Raw genomic sequence first — 20519 nt, forward strand, 5'->3', positions numbered from 1 at the left:
CCTGGCTCGCGATTAATGCAACGACGGTTTGGCGGCAGCCGGTGCGTCTGGCTTGCGGGTTTCCGAGAACAGCAGCAGCGGCGCGACACGCAGGTACTCCATGACTTCCATGTAGTCGCTTTCACCGTCGTCGGACTCTTCCAGCGCGTCTTGCACCTGGGAAATGGCCGCCAGATCCTGCAACACTTCGGTGGCCTCGGTGCTGAGCATGCTGCTGTCGCGGCAGTTCAGGCCGAAACCGCTGAGGAAGCCCTGGCACCATTGGCCCAGTGCGGCGGCACGGTCAGCCAGCGGCGCGTCATCGGTCGGCAGCAGCAGAACGACGGTCACGTCGTCGCCGGTGAGCTCGCCCTTGACCATCTCTTGCAAGCCGATCAAGGCGTTGCGAACGTTGTCTTGCGGCTCACCTTCGAGCAGCTCGGCGGCATCGATCAGCCACTCTTCTGCATTGAAACCGGCGCCGGCGCAGCTGCGGCCGAGCAGCAGGCCATGCAGTTCGGCAGGCGAGACGTTGTGACCGCTGGAAGTCAGCAGGGTGGCGAAGGCTTGGTACGGAGAATTCTGAATGGGCATGGGCAGCTAGGCGCCAGACGGCGCTATGTCTAGAATGAAGGCCTTGTATCCTACATCGACTACCCCTGTAGGAGCGAGCTTGCTCGCGATGAACCCGAGAACGCCGCTGGGTGTCAGGGACCCAGCGTTATCGTTGGCGACCATCGCGAGCAAGCCCTCTCCTACGGTTCAACACCCATCAGACATTTCAGTGGACACAATGGAAGACACCGACCTGCAAGCGCTGATGGCCAGACTCGAACTGCTAATTGATCGAGTCGAGCAACTTAAGAGTCAAAATGGACTCCTACTAGCTCAGGAAAAAACCTGGCGCGAGGAACGCGCTCACCTCATTGAAAAGAACGAAATCGCCCGGCGTAAGGTCGAATCGATGATTTCGCGCCTCAAGGCCCTGGAGCAAGACTCATGAGTTCAAGCAATAGCGTCACCGTGCAGATCCTCGACAAAGAATATTCGATCATTTGCCCCCAGGAAGAGCGCAGCAACCTGGTGAGCGCCGCCCGTTACCTGGACGGCAAGATGCGCGAGATCCGCAGCAGCGGCAAAGTCATCGGCGCCGATCGCATCGCCGTGATGGCCGCGCTGAACATCACGCACGACCTTCTGCACAAGGAAGAACGGCCGGATGTACAGGTCAGCGGTTCGACCCGCGAGCAGGTGCGCGACCTGCTGGATCGCGTCGATCTGGTGCTCGCCACCGATCCAGACGTCACCAAGGGCTGATTCGTCCGACCGCTTGGGTTATACTCGCAACACTCCCTGGGGTGCTTGCCAGTTGACCACGTCCCTGAGCCGATTCGCACTACCCTGGAGGCTGCACGTTGGGCTGGTGTGCATGTCCGCTAGACGGAAAGCCTTAAAGCCTACTGCATCTTCCACCTTGAACTTTCGGGTTCAAGGGCTAAGTCAGCAGCGGTTCATCCGGGGAGCCTGATTCCAGTCCGATGCCGGTTTAAATACCGGCATCGGCTTTTTTACGGGTACGCTTTGTGTACCCGCACTGCCGAAGCCCGAATCCATGACCGAACCTGCGCTGCTGCCCCGCCCGCAACTTCGACGCATGCTGCGCAAGGCCCGCCGCGCACTGACAGCCAGTCAGCAGCGCCAGGCCGCCCGCGGGCTGTACAAGCAATTGGCCCAGCAGCCGTTGTTTCGCCGCGCCAAACATATCTCGCTCTATTTACCCACCGACGGTGAAATCGATCCGCGCCTGTTGCTGCGCGCCGCGCAACGTCGGGGCAAGGCGACTTACCTGCCGGTGCTCAGCGCCTGGCCGCGAACCAAAATGGTGTTCCAGCGGATTCGCCCCGGCGAAAAGCTCCAACCCAATCGCTTCCGTATTCTCGAACCCAGGCACAACCTCGCCCGACAACGCAAAGTCTGGGCGCTCGATCTGGTGCTGTTGCCGCTCGTGGGATTCGACGATGTCGGTGGCCGACTCGGCATGGGCGGTGGTTTCTACGACCGGAGCCTGGCGTATCTGGCGCGGCGGAAAAACTGGCGCAAGCCGACGCTATTGGGGCTGGCCCATGAATGTCAGAAGGTCGGAAGACTGGCTCAGGCGAGCTGGGATGTGCCGTTGCAAGGAACGGTTACAGACAAGGCGTGGTATTTCGCAGACTAGACGCCACTCGAATCAGCGGCGTCGAAAAGACAGGTTCAGCGCTTGAAGGCTGACGGCTGTTGTTGCTGCGCGATTTCAATCGGCGCATCGGTCTTGTTGCTCCACAAGCTTTGGGCATAGCCAGTGGTCACGACGCCAAGGCCGAACAAAATAACCAAAATCCATAGTAAATCCGGTTTGCGTTTCATCGATTGCCCCCCAAAGGCACATCAATACGATGACAGCAGCGGTTTCCGTTGTAGGTGTAGGCCGTGCAGCAGCGTCAAGCTTAGAAGGCCGGCATTTTGCGACAACGTGAACCGACACGCAAACGCTGGCGTCAACCGACCGTCGGTTTGTCATAAAATCGCCCGACAACTTGTCCACCTGACTCGCAAGGAGCAAAAACCATGGCCTATTGGCTGATGAAATCCGAGCCCGACGAGCTCTCGATCAAAGGTCTGGAGAAGCTCGGCAAAGCGCGCTGGGACGGGGTTCGCAACTATCAGGCGCGTAACTTTTTGCGTGCGATGGCGGTCGGCGACGAGTTCTTCTTCTATCACTCCAGCTGCCCGGAGCCCGGGATTGCCGGGATCGGGAAGATTGTCGAAGCGGCGTATCCGGACCCGACGGCGCTGGAGCCGGAGAGTCATTATTACGACCCGAAGGCCAGCGCCGAGAAAAACGCCTGGAGCGCGATTGATGTCGCGCATGTGGAGACGTTTTCCAGGGTGTTGAAGCTGGATTATTTGAAGCAGCAGACGGCGTTGGCGGAGATGCCATTGGTGCAGAAGGGTTCGCGGTTGTCGGTGATGCCTGTGACGGCCGAGCAGTGGGCGGCGGTGATTGCACTGCGCTGAAATGTATCTGGTGCACACGCTTTTGTAGGAGCCGGCTTGCCGGCGATGGCGTTTTTTTGGGCGCTATCGCCAGCAAGCTGGCTCCTACAAATCCAGCATTACTGGATAATCAGGTTGTTGAACAACAAATCCTCAACCACCGGCTTGCCGGTTTCATCGCTCATGATTTGCTGAGTCTGCTTCAATGCTTCCTGACGCAGCTTTTCCTTCCCCTCGATGCTGTTCATCGCCTCGGAGGTTTGCTGGGTGAACAACGCCACCAGTTGATTGCGAATCAACGGTTCATTGGCCTTCACCTGTTTTGCGGCCTCATCACCGGTGACCCGCAACGCTACATCAGCCTTGAAGACCTTCAACTTCGCCGTGCCATCCAACCCATAGTTGCCCACGAATGGCGGGCTCAGGGTGAGGTAACTGACTTTCGGGGCTTCACCTTCTTTGGCGGCTTCTTCAGCCACTGCTGCCACAGGCAGAGACAGGGCCAGCAACAACATGATCCACGCTTTCACAATTCGCTCCTTATCCGGTTTGCGGCCTAGCATAGCGACCCGCCGCGCAAGCACAAGCTTATGGCTGACTATCAGGGCGGGGCATGCTCGTTGACCCGTCGACTCACACACCTACACTTATCGGCCATCACTCCCAAAGGAATAGCCCTGATGAAAGCCGTGCTGTGCAAAGCCTTCGGCCCTGCCGAATCGCTGGTGCTGGAAGACGTCGCCAGTCCTGTCGCGAAGAAGAATGAAATCCTGCTGGACGTGCACGCCGCCGGGGTGAATTTCCCGGACACGCTGATCATCGAGGGCAAATACCAGTTCAAGCCGCCCTTCCCGTTTTCGCCGGGCGGCGAAGCGGCTGGCGTGGTCAGCGCAGTAGGCGAAAAAGTCAGCCACCTGAAAGTCGGCGATCGGGTCATGGCGCTGACAGGCTGGGGCAGTTTTGCCGAACAGGTCGCGGTGCCAGGCTACAACGTGCTGCCGATCCCGACCTCCATGGACTTCAACACCGCTGCCGCATTCAGCATGACTTACGGCACCTCGATGCACGCGCTCAAGCAACGCGGCAACCTGCAACCGGGTGAAACCTTGCTGGTGCTCGGTGCTTCCGGCGGTGTCGGCCTGGCCGCCGTGGAAATCGGCAAAGCCATGGGCGCCCGTGTAATCGCCGCCGCCAGCAGCGCCGAAAAACTGGCCGTGGCCAAGGCAGCCGGTGCCGATGAACTGATCAACTACACCGAAACCAGCCTCAAGGACGAAATCAAACGCCTGACCGATGGCCAGGGTGCGGACGTGATCTACGACCCGGTGGGCGGCGACCTGTTCGACCAGGCCATCCGCGCCATCGCCTGGAACGGCCGGTTGCTGGTGGTCGGCTTTGCCAGCGGCCGCATTCCGGAGTTGCCGGTGAACCTCGCACTGCTCAAGGGCGCAGCAGTAGTCGGCGTGTTCTGGGGCTCCTTCGCCCAGCGCCAACCGCAGGACAACGCGGCGAACTTCCAGCAATTGTTTGGCTGGTTCGCCGAAGGCAAATTGAAGCCGCTGGTGTCGCAGGTGTACCCGCTGAGCAACGCGGCGCAGGCGATCAATGACCTTGGCCAGCGCAAGGCGGTCGGGAAAGTGGTGGTGCAGGTTCGCTGAGTCGCCGCAGGATACAAAAAGGCCAGAACAACTGATGAGGTTGTTCTGGCCTTTTTATTTGCAGTTTTGAAAAACCGGCTGCCAATCATCGATTTCGATTGATGTGGCGGTAATTATGCACCGCCTACACCGCAGAAAATTTCTTTAGTTTGATACCCATACAGACACAAGGAGCAACTGTATGAGCGATCAAAACTGGACGCCTGGCTACATGAATATGGAAGATACGCCGTTAGTCATATCCCCGGATACCGAACAAGTTTTCGGAGATTATGAAGGTGGCGGATATGGCGGTTACATTCTACCCACTTACTTCCGAATGACCCCAAACATCGCCACAAAAGCCATGAGCGTAAGCAGCAACATAGAAACAGATTATCGCTCAAAACTTAGCAGCCTACCCGGACAAATACAGTCTGAACTATCCAGCAGCGGAGCAACAATTACAGCAACAAACATACCAACCGATCTTGCAACCATTGCGCGCGACAAATTCATCGTCGACAGAATGATTCAAATAAAAAATGCGGGACTGCAAAACAGTTCAGCAGAGGCGAACTCATTTTACGGAGGCGATCCGCACACCAAATCACAGCGGGACTACATAGAGACTTTCGACAGTTACATGCGACGCCAACGTAGCGCAGGGATCAAGACACAGAAACACTGGATAAAATCTTACACTGCCGGCTACTCGGCCAGACTTTATGCTGAATCCATTCGACTTCTTACGCAGCATTCCAATCAGTTAACTATCGCTTACGCAAATGCACTGGCTCTTGAAGAAGCGGCGCGGCAGGCAGAAGCGTTGGCCCGTGAAGAGGCGGCGCGGCAGACAGAAACTCTGGCTCAAGAGATCGCCGAGAACGATGCACAGAACACAAACCTGCCTACGTCCAACGATACGCCAGCCTATGCACGTCCTTTAGTCATAAACCCCGATGGGCTGATCGCTGGATACGACGCCTTACCCACCTCCTTGACAGGCGCGCTTGATGCTTTGGAAAAGGCCCTGTCAGCATTAGGACGTGGCCAGTTGGCTGCACTGCTGGCAACCGCTTTCTATTCGCCTCGGCTCGGAAACGGTGAACTGCAGCGCACCCCGGTGGTTCTGACAATGCCGCTGTCGCAACTTGTCACCGGAGACTACGCAGACCTGCTCACAGCTGATTCGATCAGTGTGCCGTATCGAGTGACGTCTACTGTTCGTGGAGAACACACCCAGCTTTTTCTCTCCCCGACTGGTAAGGACCTGTCCGACAGAGTCCGGGTTAGAGAGGCAAAACTTGATCCATCGACCAACCTCTACACTTTCAAAACCGAGGGCTTCCATCCAAGAATACTGACCTGGACGCCCAGCAACGCGCCCGGCAAGGACGCCTTAGGCTCAACGGAGCTACCCGAAGACCGGCCTGAAATCAAAATTTATCCAGGCGCCAGAGTAACCCCCGTTGAAGGCCGGATTGACGAGCATCCAGCGCGTGACGAGATTGATGTCGACGATTACGTCTTGGTATTTCCCGCTGAATCCGGGATCAATCCTGTCTATGTCATGGCTAGCCGCAGCGGCCCGCGCTATGAACCGGGGACGGCGACTGGTGCAGGACAAGCTGTAGGAGCAAACTGGCTCGGGAACGCAGCGGAACCCAGTGGCTCTCCGATTCCTGTAAACATTGCGGATGGATTGCGTGGCCAGAATTTCAGGGACTTTAAAGATTTTCGAGAGAAGTTTTGGGAGTTAGTATCAAGCGACGCTGAATTGGCTAACCAATTCAGTAAATCCAATTTGAAATTGATGCGCAAAGGCTCTGCCCCCTTCCCTATTCCAGCTGAGCATGTAGGAGGAAGAGACAAGTTTGAAATTCATCATATAATGCCCATTTCAGAAGGTGGGGCCGTATATGACATGGAAAACCTGAGAGTCACCACTCCAAAAAATCACATTGAAATTCATAAAAAAGGAAATGAATGATGATTTTCAAAGACAAACTTGAAGACTACACAGAATCCGAGTTTCTTTCCTTTCTAAATGAGTTTTTCGAGGACACAAACGATCTACGAGGAGAGGAGTTAGGGGATTACACAAGCAAACTCGTACATCATTTCGAGCGCATCACCGAGCACCCTGAAAAGTCAGCTTTGATTTTCTATCCAGCGAGCGGGCGAGAAGATAGCCCCGAAGGAATTCTGAAAGAAATCAAAGAGTGGCGCAAAGCAAACGGCAAACCCGGTTTCAAATCAGAATAATTCGCTTCAGCTAAAAAGAGCGCGACCTTACTCGGTCGCGCTCCATATCTTCAGTCAAAGCAACTCACGAATTTCCTCCGGAAGAAAATGCACGTACCGGGTCGCCTGATGTGTATTACAACGCCTCACAATAGAAGGCACGCTCTTGTTGAGCTTGGCGATGAGCGCCAGACGCTTCTCCTCTGGCAACTGCGTCGGCGAAAGGGAGTGAGTCAGATAGCTGCGGGTCCAGTTGAACACCGGCATGTCCACCCACGAAAAATCCGCTAGCTGCAGTGCTGCCTTGGCAACGTCTCCACAACTCAACTTTTTCAACTCCTCATTAGCGTGAATCGGCAGCTCGTCGTCCAACCTGAAAACCATTGGCGCGACCACCTGGATTTCCGCAGGCCGCTCGCGGGAAATGTCCCAGGGTTTGTATCGCCATTGGCTCACCGCCGCTCGGGAGGCTTCGACAAGTTCAGGATGAGCGTCCTTTGAAGCCTCGACCTTGCTGACCGATCCATCGGCATGGGCGGTGAAATTGACACGCACCATACCGGTAATACCGGCCCGATAAAGCGCCACCGGATAAACCGGCTTGGGATTGTTCTCCGGAATCAGAAACACCTCACCGGCCCTGACCTCGATGGACAAAACCAGAAAAAACAAACACACAAACCACCGCATAACCCCTCCCCTTCACCACTGAAAAGCCAGATCTGGCAACAGCACAAAGGTTAAGGCTCGGTGATTGTTTACATAACGCCATGGCTTCCTGTTCAGGCGCAGGACATTTCCCAAAGCCCTGCCCTACGCCGGGCATCGCTGCGTCATAAAAGGTTGCGAGGTAACAATTCCCACAGCGCCCTTCACTTATACCTGAGCGACATGTTCGTAAAAGAACATGCAATCTCCAACATTTCCGCTGTTTGGTCGATGTGAACCAGTGCTATTTTCGGTAACGAAACTGTAACATTCGCATCCGCAGTCAAAACAAGAAATCTGGAGCTCTTGAATGTTTGCTTTCTTTCGTCCTGCCGCACATCAGGCTCCATTGCCTGAAGAAAAAATAGACAGCGCCTACCGACGGCATCGCTGGCAGATCTTCGCCGGCATATTCATCGGCTATGCGGGTTACTACCTGCTGCGCAAAAACTTCTCCCTGGCCATGCCCTATCTGATCGAAGAGGGCTATACCCGCGGTGAGCTGGGCCTGGCGTTGTCGGCGATTGCTATCGCCTACGGCTTGTCCAAGTTCCTGATGGGCATTGTTTCCGACCGTTCCAACCCACGCTTCTTCCTGCCGTTCGGCTTGCTGGTTTCGGCTGGCGTGATGTTCATTTTCGGTTTTGCGCCCTGGGCCACGTCCAGCGTGACCATCATGTTCATCCTGCTGTTTATCAATGGATGGGCGCAGGGCATGGGGTGGCCGCCGAGTGGCCGGACCATGGTCCACTGGTGGTCGCAGAAGGAACGCGGGGGCGTGGTGTCCTTGTGGAACGTGGCGCACAACGTCGGTGGTGGTTTGATCGGCCCGCTGTTCCTGCTCGGCATGGGCCTGTTCAATGACTGGCACGCGGCGTTTTACGTGCCTGCGGCAGTGGCCATGGCCGTGGCGGTGTTTGCCTTCGCCACCATGCGCGACACGCCGCAATCGGTCGGCCTGCCGCCGATCGAGAAGTACAAGAACGACTACCCGGAAGGCTACGACGCCAGTCACGAAGAAGAGTTCAGCGCCAAGGAAATCTTCGTCAAATACGTGCTGCGCAACAAAATGCTCTGGTACATCGCCATGGCTAACGTCTTTGTCTACCTGCTGCGTTACGGCGTGCTGGACTGGGCACCGACCTACCTCAAGGAAGCCAAAGGTTTCAGCGTGGATAAAACCTCGTGGGCCTATTTCCTTTACGAGTGGGCAGGTATTCCCGGGACGCTTCTGTGCGGCTGGATGTCGGACAAGATCTTCCGTGGCAACCGTGGCCTGACCGGCATGGTATTCATGGCGTTGGTGACCGTGGCGACGCTGGTTTACTGGCTCAACCCGGCCGGCAACCCGACGGTCGACATGATCGCGCTGATCTCGATTGGTTTCCTGATCTACGGCCCGGTGATGCTGATCGGTTTGCAAGCGCTGGAACTGGCGCCGAAGAAAGCCGCCGGTACGGCAGCGGGCTTCACGGGTCTGTTCGGTTACCTGGGTGGTTCAGTCGCGGCCAGTGCAGCCATGGGCTACACCGTGGACCATTTCGGCTGGGACGGCGGTTTCGTCTTGCTGATCGGCGCGTGCCTGCTGGCAATGGCCTTCCTTGCGCCCACCTTGTGGCACAAGCAGGTCGCCAGTCAGACCCGCGAAGCGATCGCCTGATCGACCTTTGATTTGCAGCGCTTGAGCCGCGCCTCCAGATTCCGGTCTGGCATGGCGTGGCTACGCAGGGCGTTGGCGGTCTGCTCGACATAGTCGCGAGTGGTGCCGTAACGCCCGCAAGCGTTTTCGAACACGTGGCTCAGCACATGGTCCGGCAGGTTGCCGGCATAGCTGGGCAAGTGTCGCTCCAACACAAATCCCAATGCCTGAACCTGATTGCCATCTTCGAGACGGCAGTTCAACCAGTGTGGGCGATAAGAAGGGAATGGCATTTCGCGCTGCCACAAGGCATACAGCGACGCTTCGAGTTGTTCTTCGGGCAAGCGATAAGCGAAGCCGCTGCAAGAGCCGCCGCGATCCAGGCCAAACACCAGCCCCGGGACTTCCGGCGTGCCGCGATGTTCGTGGGACCACAGGTACAAACCGCGATGGTAGCCATGCACCCGACCGCGAACCCGTTCAACCGCCGCGCACTCAGGGCGCCAGATCAGCGAGCCGTAAGCGAACAGCCAGACCGGCCCACCCTTGTGGCGCGCCATGGTCGACTGCATCGAGCTGAGCAATTGTTCGTGCGTCAGCTGCGGCCCCAGATCGAGCCGCGGAGGGTAAGCCAGATTCATAAAAGCAGATTCAATGGCGCTCATGGCGAATAGCGTTCAGCTCCCCGCGGGTAATGAATTACTTAATAGAACGCACCGCTGTAACAATAAGGCACATATGTTTTAAGGCAATTTAAGTGCCACGGCACAGTTCTTAATTAATTGCCTGGATGCGATATAACCTACCGGTATTTATATAAATTTATAAATACCGATCGGCTATATATGAAGTTATATGTAGGAGCGAGCCTGCTCGCGATGGAGGCAGGGACAACGCGTTCATGCTGCTGCAGCGCGTTATCGTTGACCTCCATTGCGAGCAGGCTCGCTCCTACAGGGGAAGCGTCATCCTCTGGGTGCGTAGGCAAACACATCGGCACGCATCTGATGAGCATCCATCCCGGCGTTGACCAACGCGTCCAGTGTCCCGTAGACCATCGCCGGTGAGCCGCTGGCGTATACATGCAGCGCTTTCAGATCGGGAAAATCCTCGCACACCGCCTCATGCAACATCCCGCAGCGTCCCTTCCAGCCACATTGATCGCTGACGACTTTATGCAGGAACAGATTCGGCAGTTTCTGCCATTCGTCCCAATGCTCGATCTCATAAAAGTCTTCAGGGCGACGCACGCCCCAGTACAGGTGCACCGGATGCTTGAAACCCGACGCCCGGCAATGTTCGATCAGGCTATGGATCTGGCCCATGCCGGTGCCCGCAGCGATCAGCACCAGCGGACCGTCCGGCAACTCTGCCAGATGGGTATCGCCGAAGGGCATTTCGATCCGCACCATCGGATTGCGTTGCAGTTGCTCGATCAGGCTCAGCGCACTGCTTTCGCGCGCCAGTACGTGAATTTGCAGATCACGCCCCGCATGCGGTGCCGAGGCCAGGGAAAATGCGGATTTTTCGCCGTTCTCACGCTCGATCATCAAATACTGACCAGCGTGATAGCGCGGTGGCTTGCCGGCCGGCGCGCGAAAACTCACGCGCCAGGTATCGCCGCCGACATCCTTGCACTCAATGACCTGACACGAGACGCTGCGCACCGGCAATTCTCCCAGCGCGAGCACGCCATCCCACAGCACAATGCAGTCTTCCAGCGGCTCTGCTATGCAAGTGTAGAACTCGCCATGGTCGCGCACACCACCGGCCTGCTCGACTCGTCCTTCCACCAGCAGCGCGGCGCACACATGGCAATTGCCGTTGCGACAGCTTTGCGGGCAGTCATAGCCCAGGCGGCGTGCGCCATCGAGAATCCGCTCGCCGGGCAGTATCTCTAGCACTGCTCCGGAGGGCTGCAAAGTTACACGCATCAATCTATTCCTAACTGATTCCAGATGGCATCGATCCGTTGGGTGACGGCTTCATCCTTGACGATTACCCGGCCCCACTCGCGTGTGGTTTCGCCGGGCCATTTATGCGTGGCATCGAGCCCCATTTTCGAACCCAGGCCGGACACCGGAGAGGCGAAATCGAGGTAGTCGATCGGCGTGTTGTCGATCATCACCGTGTCGCGCTTGGGATCCATGCGCGTGGTGATGGCCCAGATCACGTCGTTCCAGTCCCGTGCGTTGATATCGTCGTCAGTGACGATAACGAACTTGGTGTACATGAACTGTCGCAAAAACGACCAGACACCGAGCATTACCCGCTTGGCATGACCGGGATACGACTTCTTCATGGTCACGATGGCCATGCGGTACGAGCAGCCTTCGGGCGGCAGGTAGAAGTCGGTGATTTCCGGGAACTGCTTCTGCAGGATCGGCACGAACACTTCGTTCAGCGCGACACCGAGAATCGCCGGCTCATCCGGCGGACGACCGGTGTAGGTGCTGTGGTAGATCGGTTTGATCCGGTGGGTAATGCGCTCGACGGTGAACACCGGGAAGCTGTCGACTTCGTTGTAGTAACCGGTGTGGTCGCCGTACGGACCTTCGTCAGCCATTTCGCCCGGATGGATCACGCCTTCAAGGATGATCTCGGCGGTGGCCGGCACTTGCAGGTCGTTGCCACGGCACTTCACCAGTTCGGTGCGATTTCCGCGCAGCAAACCGGCGAAAGCGTATTCGGAAAGACTGTCCGGTACCGGCGTCACAGCGCCGAGGATGGTCGCCGGGTCAGCGCCGAGCGCCACGGATACCGGGAACGGCTGGCCCGGATGCTTCTCGCACCACTCGCGGTAATCCAGCGCGCCGCCACGGTGGCTGAGCCAACGCATGATGACCTTGTTGCGGCCGATCACTTGCTGACGGTAGATACCGAGGTTCTGCCGGTCTTTGTTCGGGCCTTTGGTGACGGTCAGGCCCCAAGTGATCAGCGGGCCGACGTCGCCCGGCCAGCAGGTCTGCACCGGCAGCATCGCGAGGTCGACGTCGTCGCCTTCGATGACCACTTCCTGGCACACCGCGTCTTTGACGACTTTGGGCGCCATGGCGATGATCTTGCGGAAGATCGGCAGCTTCGACCAAGCGTCCTTCAAGCCTTTCGGCGGCTCGGGTTCCTTGAGGAACGCCAGCAGCTTGCCGATCTCGCGCAGTTCGCTCACCGCTTCTGCGCCCATGCCCAGCGCAACACGCTCGGGGGTGCCGAACAGATTGCCGAGGACGGGAATGTCATAGCCCGTCGGGTTCTCGAAAAGCAGGGCCGGACCTTTGGCACGCAAGGTGCGGTCACAGACCTCGGTCATTTCGAGCACCGGGGACACCGGAACCTGGATGCGCTTGAGTTCGCCGCGCTGTTCCAGGCCGCTGATAAAGTCGCGCAAGTCGCGATACTGCATGCGTGAGCCTCGTATTGGCCGTGGCGTTCGGGGGCTGGCAGTTTAGCGCCGAACCCTTCTGTTCAGAACAACGAAGTGCCGTTCATCAAAAATCAGATAGCAAAAAGCCGGGTTTCCCCGGCTTTTGCTGGTCTATCGACTTACTTGCGTTTCATCGACAGGAAGAACTCATCGTTGGTCTTGGTCGTTTTCAGCTTGTCGACCAGGAACTCGATGGCAGCGATCTCGTCCATCGGGTGCAGCAACTTGCGCAGGATCCACATGCGCTGCAACTCGTCGTCAGCCGTCAGCAACTCTTCGCGGCGGGTGCCGGAACGGTTGATGTTGATGGCCGGGAAGACGCGTTTTTCAGCGATACGGCGATCCAGCGGCAGTTCCATGTTGCCCGTGCCTTTGAATTCTTCGTAGATCACTTCGTCCATCTTCGAGCCGGTTTCAACCAGCGCGGTGGCGATGATGGTCAGCGAACCGCCTTCTTCGATGTTCCGCGCGGCGCCGAAGAAACGTTTCGGTTTCTCCAGGGCGTGAGCATCGACACCACCGGTGAGCACTTTGCCGGAGCTCGGGATCACGGTGTTGTAGGCGCGAGCCAGACGGGTGATGGAGTCGAGCAGGATCACCACGTCTTTCTTGTGCTCGACCAGGCGCTTGGCCTTCTCGATCACCATTTCGGCAACCTGCACGTGGCGGGTTGGCGGCTCGTCGAACGTCGAGGCAACCACTTCGCCGCGCACGGTGCGCTGCATTTCGGTTACTTCTTCCGGACGTTCGTCGATCAGCAATACGATCAGATGAACTTCAGGGTTGTTACGTGCGATGTTCGCCGCGATGTTCTGCAGCATGATCGTTTTACCGGCTTTCGGCGGTGCAACGATCAGACCGCGCTGGCCTTTACCGATCGGGGCGCACAGGTCGATGACACGACCGGTCAAGTCTTCGGTGGAACCGTTGCCGGCTTCCATCTTCATGCGCACAGTCGGGAACAGCGGGGTCAGGTTCTCGAAGAGAATCTTGTTTTTCGCGTTCTCGGGACGATCGTAGTTGATCGTGTCGACCTTGAGCAGCGCGAAATAACGCTCGCCTTCCTTTGGAGGGCGGATCTTGCCAACGATGGTGTCACCGGTGCGCAAGTTGAAACGGCGGATCTGGCTCGGCGAGACGTAGATATCGTCCGGGCCGGCGAGATAGGAAGCGTCAGCGGAGCGCAGGAAGCCGAAGCCGTCCTGGAGAATCTCCAGCACGCCATCACCGGAGATTTCCTCGCCGCTTTTAGCGTGCTTCTTGAGCAGGGAGAAAATCACGTCCTGCTTGCGCGAACGGGCCATATTTTCTATGCCCATCTGTTCGGCCAATTCGAGCAGTTCGGTAATCGGCTTTTGCTTGAGTTCAGTCAGATTCATATAGGAATGACGTAATCATTTATGGAGGGGGGGAAATTAAGCTTTTGGCTTAATGAGGCCGCGCCGCGGAGAAGGCGACAGGATCGCGTACTTATTCGAAAAGGAGTGCGTCGGCGACGGCTAGCAGGGGGCAGTGGAGAAACCAGTGCGGGGCCGAATGTAACACCTGAGTTTCGGAGCGTCTAGCCCTCAATAACGAAAAAGCCCCGCAATATGCGGGGCCTTTTTTCGGACACTTTACAAACGACGCTTAGATGTTGGCGTCGAGGAAAGCAGCCAGTTGCGACTTCGACAGTGCGCCGACCTTGGTCGCTTCAACATTGCCGTTCTTGAACAGCATCAGGGTCGGGATACCACGCACGCCATGCTTGGCCGGGGTTTCCTGGTTTTCGTCGATGTTCAGTTTGGCAACGGTCAGCTTGCCTTTGTAGGTTTCAGCAATCTCGTCCAGAACAGGAGCGATCATTTTGCAAGGGCCGCACCACTCAGCCCAGTAGTCGACCAGTACAGCGCCTTCGGCCTTGAGTACGTCGGCCTCGAAGCTAGCGTCGCTAACGTGTTTGATAAGATCGCTGCTCATGGAAGTCTCCAGGTTGTAAGCAAAAAAACGTGGCCCATCATAGCCGCCCTTCCCTCGTTCAGGAAGGTGCAGATGATTGAGTCTCACTATGGTGGTGCATGAGTTTGGGTATAGCTCAAGTCAGGATGTGGCGGGAGCGACGAAGGCAATTCCGGTGCGCAGGGCAGCGTTGCGCACATGTTCGTGCATGGCCTTCTGCGCCGCGCCGGACGAACGCCGGGCCAGTGCACGGAGGATTTTGCGGTGCTCGTGCCAGGTTTCCATGGCCCGTTCGGCCCGGATGAACGGTAGCTTCTGGCTCTCCAGGAAAATGTCGGCGCTGGCCGTCAGGATGCTCAGCATCGCCTGATTACCGCTGGCCAGCAGGATGCGCCGGTGAAACTCGAAGTCCAGGCGCGCCGCCGCCTCGAAGTCACCCACCTTCAGTTCATTGCGCATCGCGGCGACGTTGTCCTCCAAAGCATCGAGTTCATCGGTGCTCAACGTCACGGCGGCCAGCCCGGCGGCAAAACCCTCCAGGGCGTAGCGCAACTGGAAGATATCCAGCGGCGATGCCTGTGCCGCGAACGGCCAGCTCAGCGCCGCATCCTGGCGAGGCAAGTCCACCGGCGCCTGCACGAAAACGCCTTTGCCCGGCTGAATGCTGATCACGCCCAAGGCACTCAGCGACGACAACGCTTCGCGCAACGACGCCCGACTGACCCCCAATTGCACCGCCAGATCCCGCTGCGAAGGCAAGGCATCCCCCGGCCCGAAACCTTGTTCGGCGATCAGTTTGCGGATGGCTTGCAGCGCCACTTCAGGTACAGCTCGGGAGATCGAATTCATGGTTTTCGGACGAACCAGGCGAATGAGCGGCTAGTTTTAAAGCTATTCGCGGCGCCCGGCAAGTCGTGCCCCACCGGGGTTCGGTAATGGCCGACGATGCGCTATCAGAGTGCGAAACACAGACCGACTGTTCAGACCAGTAAGACCGAACAACACCAGTAAAACCGTGGCCTGGCACGGCAAAAACCCAATGTTGGCATGGCCCGTGCTCTGTCGATCCGCAGAAATCATTCCTCGCCGATCCGGAGATTTGCCATGACCCTGCGTTACAGCGCCCTCCTCGCCTCCCTGTTCGCCAGCCTGCTGCTGAGCCAGGTGCCCGCCCACGCCGACGGTCTGGAGGATGTGGTCAAACGCGGCGTCCTCAAGGTTGCCGTGCCTCAGGACTTCCCGCCATTCGGCTCGGTCGGCCCGGACATGAAACCCCGCGGCCTCGATATCGACACCGCGAAACTGCTGGCCGACCAACTCAAGGTCAAGCTTGAACTGACGCCGGTCAACAGCACCAACCGCATCCCGTTCCTGACCACCGGCAAGGTCGATCTGGTGATCTCCAGCCTCGGCAAGAACCCCGAGCGCGAGAAAGTCATCGATTTCTCCAGCGCCTACGCGCCGTTCTACCTCGCGGTGTTCGGCCCGCCGGATGCCGCCATCAAAGGCCTGGACGACCTCAAGGGTAAAACCATCAGCGTCACCCGTGGCGCCATCGAAGACATCGAACTGACCAAAGTCGCCCCCGAAGGCGTCACCATCAAGCGCTTCGAAGACAACAACTCGACCATCGCAGCCTACCTCGCCGGGCAGGTTGACCTGATCGCCAGCGGCAACGTGGTGATGGTCGCAATCAGCGAGAAAAGCCCGAAACGCGTGCCCGCGCTGAAAGTGAAGCTCAAGGATTCGCCGGTCTACGTCGGCGTAAACAAGAACGAGCCGGCGTTGCTGGGCAAGGTTAACCAGATCCTCGCCACCGCCAAGACTGACGGCGCGCTGGAAAAAAACTCACAGACCTGGCTGAAAGAGCCGCTGCCGGCCGATCTCTGATCGTCGCTCGGGAGATTTGATATGGCCTATCAGTTCGACTTTCTGCCGGTGGTGCAAAACACCGACCTGCTCGTGCGCGGTGCGCTGTTCACTCTGGAACTGACGGCCATCGGCGCGGTGCTCGGCGTCGGTCTGGGCATTGTCGGCGCGCTGGTGCGGGCGTGGAATATCCGCCCGTTCTCGGCGATCTTCGGGGTTTACGTCGAGTTGATCCGCAACACGCCGTTCCTGGTGCAGTTGTTTTTCATCTTCTTCGGTTTGCCATCGCTGGGCGTGCAGATTTCCGAATGGCAGGCGGCGGTGCTGGCGATGGTGATCAACCTCGGCGCTTACTCGACCGAGATTATCCGCGCCGGCATTCAAGCGATCCCTCGCGGACAACTGGAAGCCGCAGCGGCATTGGCGATGACCCGGTTCGAAGCCTTCCGCCATGTGGTCCTGCTACCAGCGCTAGGCAAGGTGTGGCCGGCGCTGAGCAGCCAGATCATCATCGTGATGCTCGGCTCGGCGGTCTGTTCGCAGATCGCCACCGAAGAGCTGAGCTTTGCCGCCAACTTCATTCAGTCGCGCAACTTCCGCGCTTTTGAAACCTACGCCCTGACCACGCTGATCTACCTGTGCATGGCGCTGCTGATCCGCCAATTGCTGAACTGGATCGGTCGTCGTTACATAGCAAGGAGCAGCCAATGAGCGATTTCACGTTCTGGGACATCGTGCGCAACTTGCTCACAGGCCTGCAATGGACGCTGGCGCTGTCGCTGGTGGCGTTTATCGGCGGCGGGTTGATCGGCTTGCTGATCATGGTCATGCGCATTTCGAAAAATGCCCTGCCGCGCAACGTTGCACGCACCTACATCGAGCTGTTCCAGGGCACGCCGCTGTTGATGCAGCTGTTCCTGGTGTTTTTCGGGGTGGCGCTGGCCGGGGTGGAAATTTCGGCATGGATGGCGGCGGCGATTGCCCTGACCCTGTTTACCAGCGCTTACCTGGCGGAGATCTGGCGCGGTTGCGTGGATTCGATCCCCAACGGTCAGTGGGAAGCTTCGTCGAGCCTGGCGCTCAACCCGCTGGAGCAACTGCGCTACGTGATCCTGCCGCAAGCGTTGCGCATCGCCGTGGCGCCGACCGTGGGTTTCTCGGTGCAAGTGGTCAAAGGCACCGCCGTGACCTCGATCATCGGCTTCACCGAACTGACCAAGACCGGCGGGATGCTCGCCAACGCGACCTTCGAACCGTTCATGGTCTACGGCCTCGTCGCCCTCGGCTACTTCCTGCTCTGCTACCCCTTGTCCCTCAGTGCGCGCTACCTGGAAAGGAGACTGCATGCCTCTGCTTAGAATTTCCGCCCTGCATAAATATTACGGCGACCACCATGTACTCAAAGGCATCGACCTCAGCGTCGAGGAAGGCCAGGTGGTGGCGATCATCGGTCGCAGCGGCTCGGGCAAATCGACCTTGTTGCGCACGCTGAACGGCCTGGAGTCGATCAACGACGGCGTGATCGAAGTCGACGGCGAATACCTCGATGCCGCGCGTGCCGATTTGCGCAGCCTGCGGCAGAAAGTCGGGATGGTGTTTCAGCAGTTCAACCTGTTCCCGCACCTGACGGTGGGCGAAAACGTGATGCTCGCGCCGCAAGTGGTGCAAAAAGTGCCCAAGGCCAGAGCGGTGGAGTTGGCGCGGGAGATGCTGGAACGGGTCGGGCTGGGCGAGAAGTTTGATGCGTTCCCGGATCGGCTGTCCGGCGGGCAGCAGCAGCGCGTGGCGATTGCCCGGGCGCTGGCGATGTCGCCGAAGGTGTTGCTGTGCGACGAGATTACTTCGGCGCTGGACCCGGAACTGGTCAATGAGGTGCTGAGCGTGGTTCGGCAACTGGCCAAGGAAGGTATGACGCTGATCATGGTCACCCATGAAATGCGCTTTGCCCGGGAGGTTGGGGATAAGTTGGTGTTCATGCATCAGGGGAAGGTGCATGAGGTGGGGGATCCGAAGATTCTGTTCGCGAACCCGCAGACGGTGGAGCTGGCGAATTTCATTGGGACGGTCGAAGCGACAGCCTGAGGTATTTCTAGAGCCAGTAATGCCGCCTTCGCGGGCAAGCCCGCTCCCACAGGGTTCTGTGCTGGAACAGGATTGCGTGTTCGACGCAAAAACCTGTGGGAGCGGGCTTGCCCGCGATTGGCTGCACCGCAGCCACCTGCTTTCCTGCTCAGGATCAAGGCTTTGAACGCTACGCGTTGGCGTCAGCGTTTGATCGTGGCACGATGTCGAGGTTATCGACCGAGACCCCCTGACCATGCCGCAATCCCAAGCCAAGAATCTGTCCCTGATCGCCGCAATCGACCTGGGCTCCAACAGCTTTCACATGGTCGTGGCCAAGGCCCAGAACGGCGAAATCCGTATTCTCGAGCGTCTCGGGGAGAAGGTTCAGCTGGCCGCCGGCATCGACGAAGAGCGCCACCTAAACGAAGAATCCATGCAGCGCGGGCTCGATTGCCTGAAGCGTTTTGCCCAACTGATCAGCGGTATGCCGCCCGGCGCCGTGCGGATCGTGGGCACCAACGCCTTGCGCGAAGCTCGTAACCGCGTCGAATTCATCCGGCGCGCCGAAGAAATTCTCGGCCACCCGGTGGAAGTCATCTCCGGTCGTGAAGAAGCGCGCCTGATCTACCTCGGCGTGTCCCACACCCTCGCCGATACGCCGGGCAAACGCCTGGTGGCCGACATTGGCGGCGGCAGTACCGAATTCATCATCGGCCAGCGCTTCGAGCCGCTGCTGCGCGAAAGCCTGCAAATGGGCTGCGTCAGCTATACCCAGCGTTATTTCAAGGACGGCAAGATCACCCCGGCCCGCTACGCCCAGGCGTACACGGCGGCGCGGCTGGAGATCATGAGCATCGAACACGCCCTGCACCGCCTGACCTGGGATGAAGCCATCGGCTCCTCGGGCACCATCCGCGCCATCGGCCTGGCGCTGAAAGCCGGCGGTCACGGTACGGGCGAGGTCAACGCCCAAGGCCTGGCGTGGCTCAAGCGCAAGCTGATCAAGCTCGGCGACGTCGAGAAAATCGACTTCGAAGGCATCAAGCCTGACCGCCGGGCGATTTTCCCGGCGGGCCTGGCGATTCTCGAAGCGATCTTCGACGCCCTCGAACTGCAACGCATGGACCACTGCGAAGGTGCTCTGCGCGAAGGCGTGCTCTATGACCTGCTGGGCCGTCACCATCATGAAGACGTCCGTGAGCGCACGCTCAGCTCGCTGATGGAGCGTTACCACGTCGATCTGGAGCAAGCGGCACGGGTCGAGCGCAAGGCACTGCATGCGTTCGATCAGGTGGCGGAGGATTGGGAGCTGGACGACGGCGTCTGGCGCGAACTGCTCGGCTGGGCTGCCAAGGTCCATGAAGTGGGCCTGGACATCGCTCACTATCAGTATCACAAGCACGGCTCGTACCTGATCGAGCACTCGGACCTCGCCGGGTTCTCCCGCGAAGACCAACTGATGCTCGCGCTCCTGGTGCGTGGCCACCGCCGCAATATTCCCCGGGACCGGTTTGCCGATTTTGGCGATGAAGGCATCAAGCTGATTCGCCTGTGCGTGCTGCTGCGCTTTGCGATCCTGTTCCATCACATCCGCGGCACCCAGGAAATGCCTCAAGTGGCGCTGCACGCCAATGGTGACAGCCTGGAGGTGTTGTTCCCGGAAAACTGGCTGGACGATAACCAGCTGACCCAGGCTGACTTTGCGCTGGAAGCTGAATGGCTGACGCGTGTGGGTTTCGTGCTCAACGTCCGATAACCCACCGAAAAACGCTCGCCGTACACGGTTCTGTAGGAGCACGGCTTGCCGGCGAAGGCGATTTCGAGGACGCCTTCGCGGGCAAGCCTCGCTCCTACGGGTCTGTGCGCTCAGGCGACACCTGTAGGAGCCAGCTTGCTGGCGATGGCGATTTCGAGGGCGCTATCGCCGGCAAGCCGGCTCCTACAGTAATAGTGTCAATGCAAACAAAAATGGCGATCCGCA

The 20519-nt window shown here is 58.4% G+C and carries 23 protein-coding genes and 1 other RNA gene; 14 read left to right on the forward strand and 10 right to left on the reverse strand.

The window, feature by feature from the left end; genetic code table 11:
• Nucleotides 1–12: 12 nt before the first annotated feature.
• Nucleotides 13–573, reverse strand: coding sequence for a YecA/YgfB family protein (locus PMI32_RS27745; protein WP_008024262.1), 561 nt, complete (start codon nucleotides 571–573; stop codon nucleotides 13–15).
• A gap of 199 nt (nucleotides 574–772) precedes the next feature.
• Between PMI32_RS27745 and PMI32_RS0128565 the strand changes: the two genes are divergently transcribed.
• From PMI32_RS0128565 to PMI32_RS27735, 4 genes are all read left to right on the forward strand, one after another.
• Nucleotides 773–982, forward strand: coding sequence for a TIGR02449 family protein (locus tag PMI32_RS0128565; protein ID WP_003177365.1), 210 nt, complete (start codon nucleotides 773–775; stop codon nucleotides 980–982).
• A complete protein-coding gene (locus PMI32_RS27740) occupies nucleotides 979–1296 on the forward strand; it encodes a cell division protein ZapA (protein ID WP_008024266.1) in 318 nt (105 codons plus the stop codon). The genes PMI32_RS0128565 and PMI32_RS27740 overlap by 4 nt, the downstream gene beginning before the upstream one ends.
• A 30-nt stretch (nucleotides 1297–1326) precedes the next feature.
• A non-coding RNA gene (ssrS, locus tag PMI32_RS29440) (6S RNA) lies at nucleotides 1327–1505 on the forward strand.
• Nucleotides 1506–1591: 86 nt separating this feature from the next.
• Nucleotides 1592–2197: a 5-formyltetrahydrofolate cyclo-ligase gene (locus PMI32_RS27735; protein ID WP_008024267.1), complete on the forward strand. Its 606-nt coding sequence runs from the start codon at nucleotides 1592–1594 to the stop codon at nucleotides 2195–2197.
• Nucleotides 2198–2232: 35 nt separating this feature from the next.
• Here PMI32_RS27735 and PMI32_RS30420 read toward each other — a convergent pair whose 3' ends face one another.
• On the reverse strand, nucleotides 2233–2385 hold the full coding sequence (locus tag PMI32_RS30420) for a hypothetical protein (RefSeq protein WP_008024268.1): 153 nt from the start codon (nucleotides 2383–2385) through the stop codon (nucleotides 2233–2235).
• A gap of 201 nt (nucleotides 2386–2586) precedes the next feature.
• Between PMI32_RS30420 and PMI32_RS27730 the strand changes: the two genes are divergently transcribed.
• Entirely contained in the window at nucleotides 2587–3036 is a 450-nt protein-coding gene (locus tag PMI32_RS27730; protein ID WP_008024269.1) for an EVE domain-containing protein, read from the forward strand.
• 98 nt (nucleotides 3037–3134) lie between these two features.
• Here the strand turns inward: PMI32_RS27730 and PMI32_RS27725 are convergent, their stop codons facing one another.
• Nucleotides 3135–3545: a flagellar basal body-associated protein FliL gene (locus PMI32_RS27725; protein WP_032828551.1), complete on the reverse strand. Its 411-nt coding sequence runs from the start codon at nucleotides 3543–3545 to the stop codon at nucleotides 3135–3137.
• A gap of 150 nt (nucleotides 3546–3695) precedes the next feature.
• Here PMI32_RS27725 and PMI32_RS27720 point away from each other — a divergent pair, with 150 nt between their 5' ends.
• From PMI32_RS27720 to PMI32_RS27715, 3 genes are all read left to right on the forward strand, one after another.
• Nucleotides 3696–4673, forward strand: coding sequence for an NADPH:quinone oxidoreductase family protein (locus PMI32_RS27720; RefSeq protein ID WP_008024273.1), 978 nt, complete (start codon nucleotides 3696–3698; stop codon nucleotides 4671–4673).
• 181 nt (nucleotides 4674–4854) lie between these two features.
• Entirely contained in the window at nucleotides 4855–6645 is a 1791-nt protein-coding gene (locus PMI32_RS29345; protein ID WP_008024274.1) for a pyocin-S2/colicin E7-DNase domain-containing protein, read from the forward strand.
• A complete protein-coding gene (locus PMI32_RS27715; RefSeq protein WP_008024275.1) occupies nucleotides 6645–6920 on the forward strand; it encodes a bacteriocin immunity protein in 276 nt (91 codons plus the stop codon). Before PMI32_RS29345 ends, PMI32_RS27715 begins: the two co-directional genes overlap by 1 nt.
• Before the next feature lie 54 nt (nucleotides 6921–6974).
• Here the strand turns inward: PMI32_RS27715 and PMI32_RS27710 are convergent, their stop codons facing one another.
• The gene (locus PMI32_RS27710; protein ID WP_008024276.1) at nucleotides 6975–7589 is read right to left on the reverse strand and encodes an energy transducer TonB; all 615 of its coding nucleotides are present in this window, start codon (nucleotides 7587–7589) and stop codon (nucleotides 6975–6977) included.
• Between the two features lie 328 nt (nucleotides 7590–7917).
• Here PMI32_RS27710 and glpT point away from each other — a divergent pair, with 328 nt between their 5' ends.
• Nucleotides 7918–9267: a glycerol-3-phosphate transporter gene (gene glpT, locus PMI32_RS27705; RefSeq protein WP_008024279.1), complete on the forward strand. Its 1350-nt coding sequence runs from the start codon at nucleotides 7918–7920 to the stop codon at nucleotides 9265–9267.
• On the opposite strand, the gene PMI32_RS27700 is transcribed toward glpT, so the two are convergent.
• The 6 genes from PMI32_RS27700 to PMI32_RS27675 form a co-directional block, all read right to left on the reverse strand.
• Nucleotides 9243–9911 carry a gamma-glutamylcyclotransferase gene (locus PMI32_RS27700; RefSeq protein ID WP_008024281.1) on the reverse strand — a complete coding sequence of 223 codons (669 nt, stop codon included), beginning with the start codon at nucleotides 9909–9911 and terminating at the stop codon, nucleotides 9243–9245. The two genes, glpT and PMI32_RS27700, sit on opposite strands and share 25 nt — an antisense overlap.
• A 300-nt stretch (nucleotides 9912–10211) precedes the next feature.
• Nucleotides 10212–11180: a CDP-6-deoxy-delta-3,4-glucoseen reductase gene (locus PMI32_RS27695; RefSeq protein ID WP_008024282.1), complete on the reverse strand. Its 969-nt coding sequence runs from the start codon at nucleotides 11178–11180 to the stop codon at nucleotides 10212–10214.
• Entirely contained in the window at nucleotides 11180–12646 is a 1467-nt protein-coding gene (gene ubiD, locus PMI32_RS27690; RefSeq protein ID WP_008024285.1) for a 4-hydroxy-3-polyprenylbenzoate decarboxylase, read from the reverse strand. The genes PMI32_RS27695 and ubiD overlap by 1 nt, the downstream gene beginning before the upstream one ends.
• Nucleotides 12647–12786: 140 nt before the next feature.
• Complete coding sequence (gene rho, locus PMI32_RS27685; protein WP_007942421.1) at nucleotides 12787–14046, reverse strand: transcription termination factor Rho; 1260 nt, start codon at nucleotides 14044–14046, stop codon at nucleotides 12787–12789.
• 250 nt (nucleotides 14047–14296) lie between these two features.
• On the reverse strand, nucleotides 14297–14626 hold the full coding sequence (trxA, locus tag PMI32_RS27680; RefSeq protein WP_003206727.1) for a thioredoxin TrxA: 330 nt from the start codon (nucleotides 14624–14626) through the stop codon (nucleotides 14297–14299).
• A gap of 120 nt (nucleotides 14627–14746) precedes the next feature.
• Complete coding sequence (locus PMI32_RS27675; protein ID WP_008024287.1) at nucleotides 14747–15454, reverse strand: FadR/GntR family transcriptional regulator; 708 nt, start codon at nucleotides 15452–15454, stop codon at nucleotides 14747–14749.
• A gap of 255 nt (nucleotides 15455–15709) precedes the next feature.
• On the opposite strand from PMI32_RS27675, the gene PMI32_RS27670 reads away from it, so the two are divergent.
• The 5 genes from PMI32_RS27670 to ppx all read left to right on the forward strand — a co-directional run bounded on the left by PMI32_RS27670 (nucleotide 15710) and on the right by ppx (nucleotide 20294).
• Nucleotides 15710–16495, forward strand: coding sequence for a transporter substrate-binding domain-containing protein (locus PMI32_RS27670; protein WP_008024289.1), 786 nt, complete (start codon nucleotides 15710–15712; stop codon nucleotides 16493–16495).
• A gap of 21 nt (nucleotides 16496–16516) precedes the next feature.
• Nucleotides 16517–17185 (forward strand): amino acid ABC transporter permease, encoded by a 669-nt coding sequence (locus PMI32_RS27665; protein ID WP_008024292.1) that lies wholly within the window; start codon nucleotides 16517–16519, stop codon nucleotides 17183–17185.
• Nucleotides 17182–17832: an amino acid ABC transporter permease gene (locus PMI32_RS27660; protein WP_008024293.1), complete on the forward strand. Its 651-nt coding sequence runs from the start codon at nucleotides 17182–17184 to the stop codon at nucleotides 17830–17832. The genes PMI32_RS27665 and PMI32_RS27660 overlap by 4 nt, the downstream gene beginning before the upstream one ends.
• The gene (locus tag PMI32_RS27655; RefSeq protein WP_008024294.1) at nucleotides 17819–18556 is read left to right on the forward strand and encodes an amino acid ABC transporter ATP-binding protein; all 738 of its coding nucleotides are present in this window, start codon (nucleotides 17819–17821) and stop codon (nucleotides 18554–18556) included. The genes PMI32_RS27660 and PMI32_RS27655 overlap by 14 nt, the downstream gene beginning before the upstream one ends.
• A gap of 235 nt (nucleotides 18557–18791) precedes the next feature.
• The gene (gene ppx, locus PMI32_RS27650; protein ID WP_008024297.1) at nucleotides 18792–20294 is read left to right on the forward strand and encodes an exopolyphosphatase; all 1503 of its coding nucleotides are present in this window, start codon (nucleotides 18792–18794) and stop codon (nucleotides 20292–20294) included.
• Nucleotides 20295–20519: the final 225 nt, after the last annotated feature.

It is taken from the genome of Pseudomonas sp. GM60 (assembly GCF_000282415.1).
Classification (GTDB): domain Bacteria; phylum Pseudomonadota; class Gammaproteobacteria; order Pseudomonadales; family Pseudomonadaceae; genus Aquipseudomonas; species Aquipseudomonas migulae.

What these genes read in the sequence shown, in the direction of transcription:
- PMI32_RS27745 (WP_008024262.1), bottom strand. Translation starts at nt 573, where the DNA reads ATGCCCATTCAGAATTCTCCGTACCAAGCCTTCGCCACCCTGCTGACT.
- PMI32_RS0128565 (WP_003177365.1), top strand. Translation starts at nt 773, where the DNA reads ATGGAAGACACCGACCTGCAAGCGCTGATGGCCAGACTCGAACTGCTA.
- PMI32_RS27740 (WP_008024266.1), top strand. Translation starts at nt 979, where the DNA reads ATGAGTTCAAGCAATAGCGTCACCGTGCAGATCCTCGACAAAGAATAT.
- PMI32_RS27735 (WP_008024267.1), top strand. Translation starts at nt 1,592, where the DNA reads ATGACCGAACCTGCGCTGCTGCCCCGCCCGCAACTTCGACGCATGCTG.
- PMI32_RS30420 (WP_008024268.1), bottom strand. Translation starts at nt 2,385, where the DNA reads ATGAAACGCAAACCGGATTTACTATGGATTTTGGTTATTTTGTTCGGC.
- PMI32_RS27730 (WP_008024269.1), top strand. Translation starts at nt 2,587, where the DNA reads ATGGCCTATTGGCTGATGAAATCCGAGCCCGACGAGCTCTCGATCAAA.
- PMI32_RS27720 (WP_008024273.1), top strand. Translation starts at nt 3,696, where the DNA reads ATGAAAGCCGTGCTGTGCAAAGCCTTCGGCCCTGCCGAATCGCTGGTG.
- PMI32_RS29345 (WP_008024274.1), top strand. Translation starts at nt 4,855, where the DNA reads ATGAGCGATCAAAACTGGACGCCTGGCTACATGAATATGGAAGATACG.
- PMI32_RS27715 (WP_008024275.1), top strand. Translation starts at nt 6,645, where the DNA reads ATGATTTTCAAAGACAAACTTGAAGACTACACAGAATCCGAGTTTCTT.
- PMI32_RS27710 (WP_008024276.1), bottom strand. Translation starts at nt 7,589, where the DNA reads ATGCGGTGGTTTGTGTGTTTGTTTTTTCTGGTTTTGTCCATCGAGGTC.
- glpT (WP_008024279.1), top strand. Translation starts at nt 7,918, where the DNA reads ATGTTTGCTTTCTTTCGTCCTGCCGCACATCAGGCTCCATTGCCTGAA.
- PMI32_RS27700 (WP_008024281.1), bottom strand. Translation starts at nt 9,911, where the DNA reads ATGAGCGCCATTGAATCTGCTTTTATGAATCTGGCTTACCCTCCGCGG.
- PMI32_RS27695 (WP_008024282.1), bottom strand. Translation starts at nt 11,180, where the DNA reads ATGCGTGTAACTTTGCAGCCCTCCGGAGCAGTGCTAGAGATACTGCCC.
- ubiD (WP_008024285.1), bottom strand. Translation starts at nt 12,646, where the DNA reads ATGCAGTATCGCGACTTGCGCGACTTTATCAGCGGCCTGGAACAGCGC.
- rho (WP_007942421.1), bottom strand. Translation starts at nt 14,046, where the DNA reads ATGAATCTGACTGAACTCAAGCAAAAGCCGATTACCGAACTGCTCGAA.
- trxA (WP_003206727.1), bottom strand. Translation starts at nt 14,626, where the DNA reads ATGAGCAGCGATCTTATCAAACACGTTAGCGACGCTAGCTTCGAGGCC.
- PMI32_RS27675 (WP_008024287.1), bottom strand. Translation starts at nt 15,454, where the DNA reads ATGAATTCGATCTCCCGAGCTGTACCTGAAGTGGCGCTGCAAGCCATC.
- PMI32_RS27670 (WP_008024289.1), top strand. Translation starts at nt 15,710, where the DNA reads ATGACCCTGCGTTACAGCGCCCTCCTCGCCTCCCTGTTCGCCAGCCTG.
- PMI32_RS27665 (WP_008024292.1), top strand. Translation starts at nt 16,517, where the DNA reads ATGGCCTATCAGTTCGACTTTCTGCCGGTGGTGCAAAACACCGACCTG.
- PMI32_RS27660 (WP_008024293.1), top strand. Translation starts at nt 17,182, where the DNA reads ATGAGCGATTTCACGTTCTGGGACATCGTGCGCAACTTGCTCACAGGC.
- PMI32_RS27655 (WP_008024294.1), top strand. Translation starts at nt 17,819, where the DNA reads ATGCCTCTGCTTAGAATTTCCGCCCTGCATAAATATTACGGCGACCAC.
- ppx (WP_008024297.1), top strand. Translation starts at nt 18,792, where the DNA reads ATGCCGCAATCCCAAGCCAAGAATCTGTCCCTGATCGCCGCAATCGAC.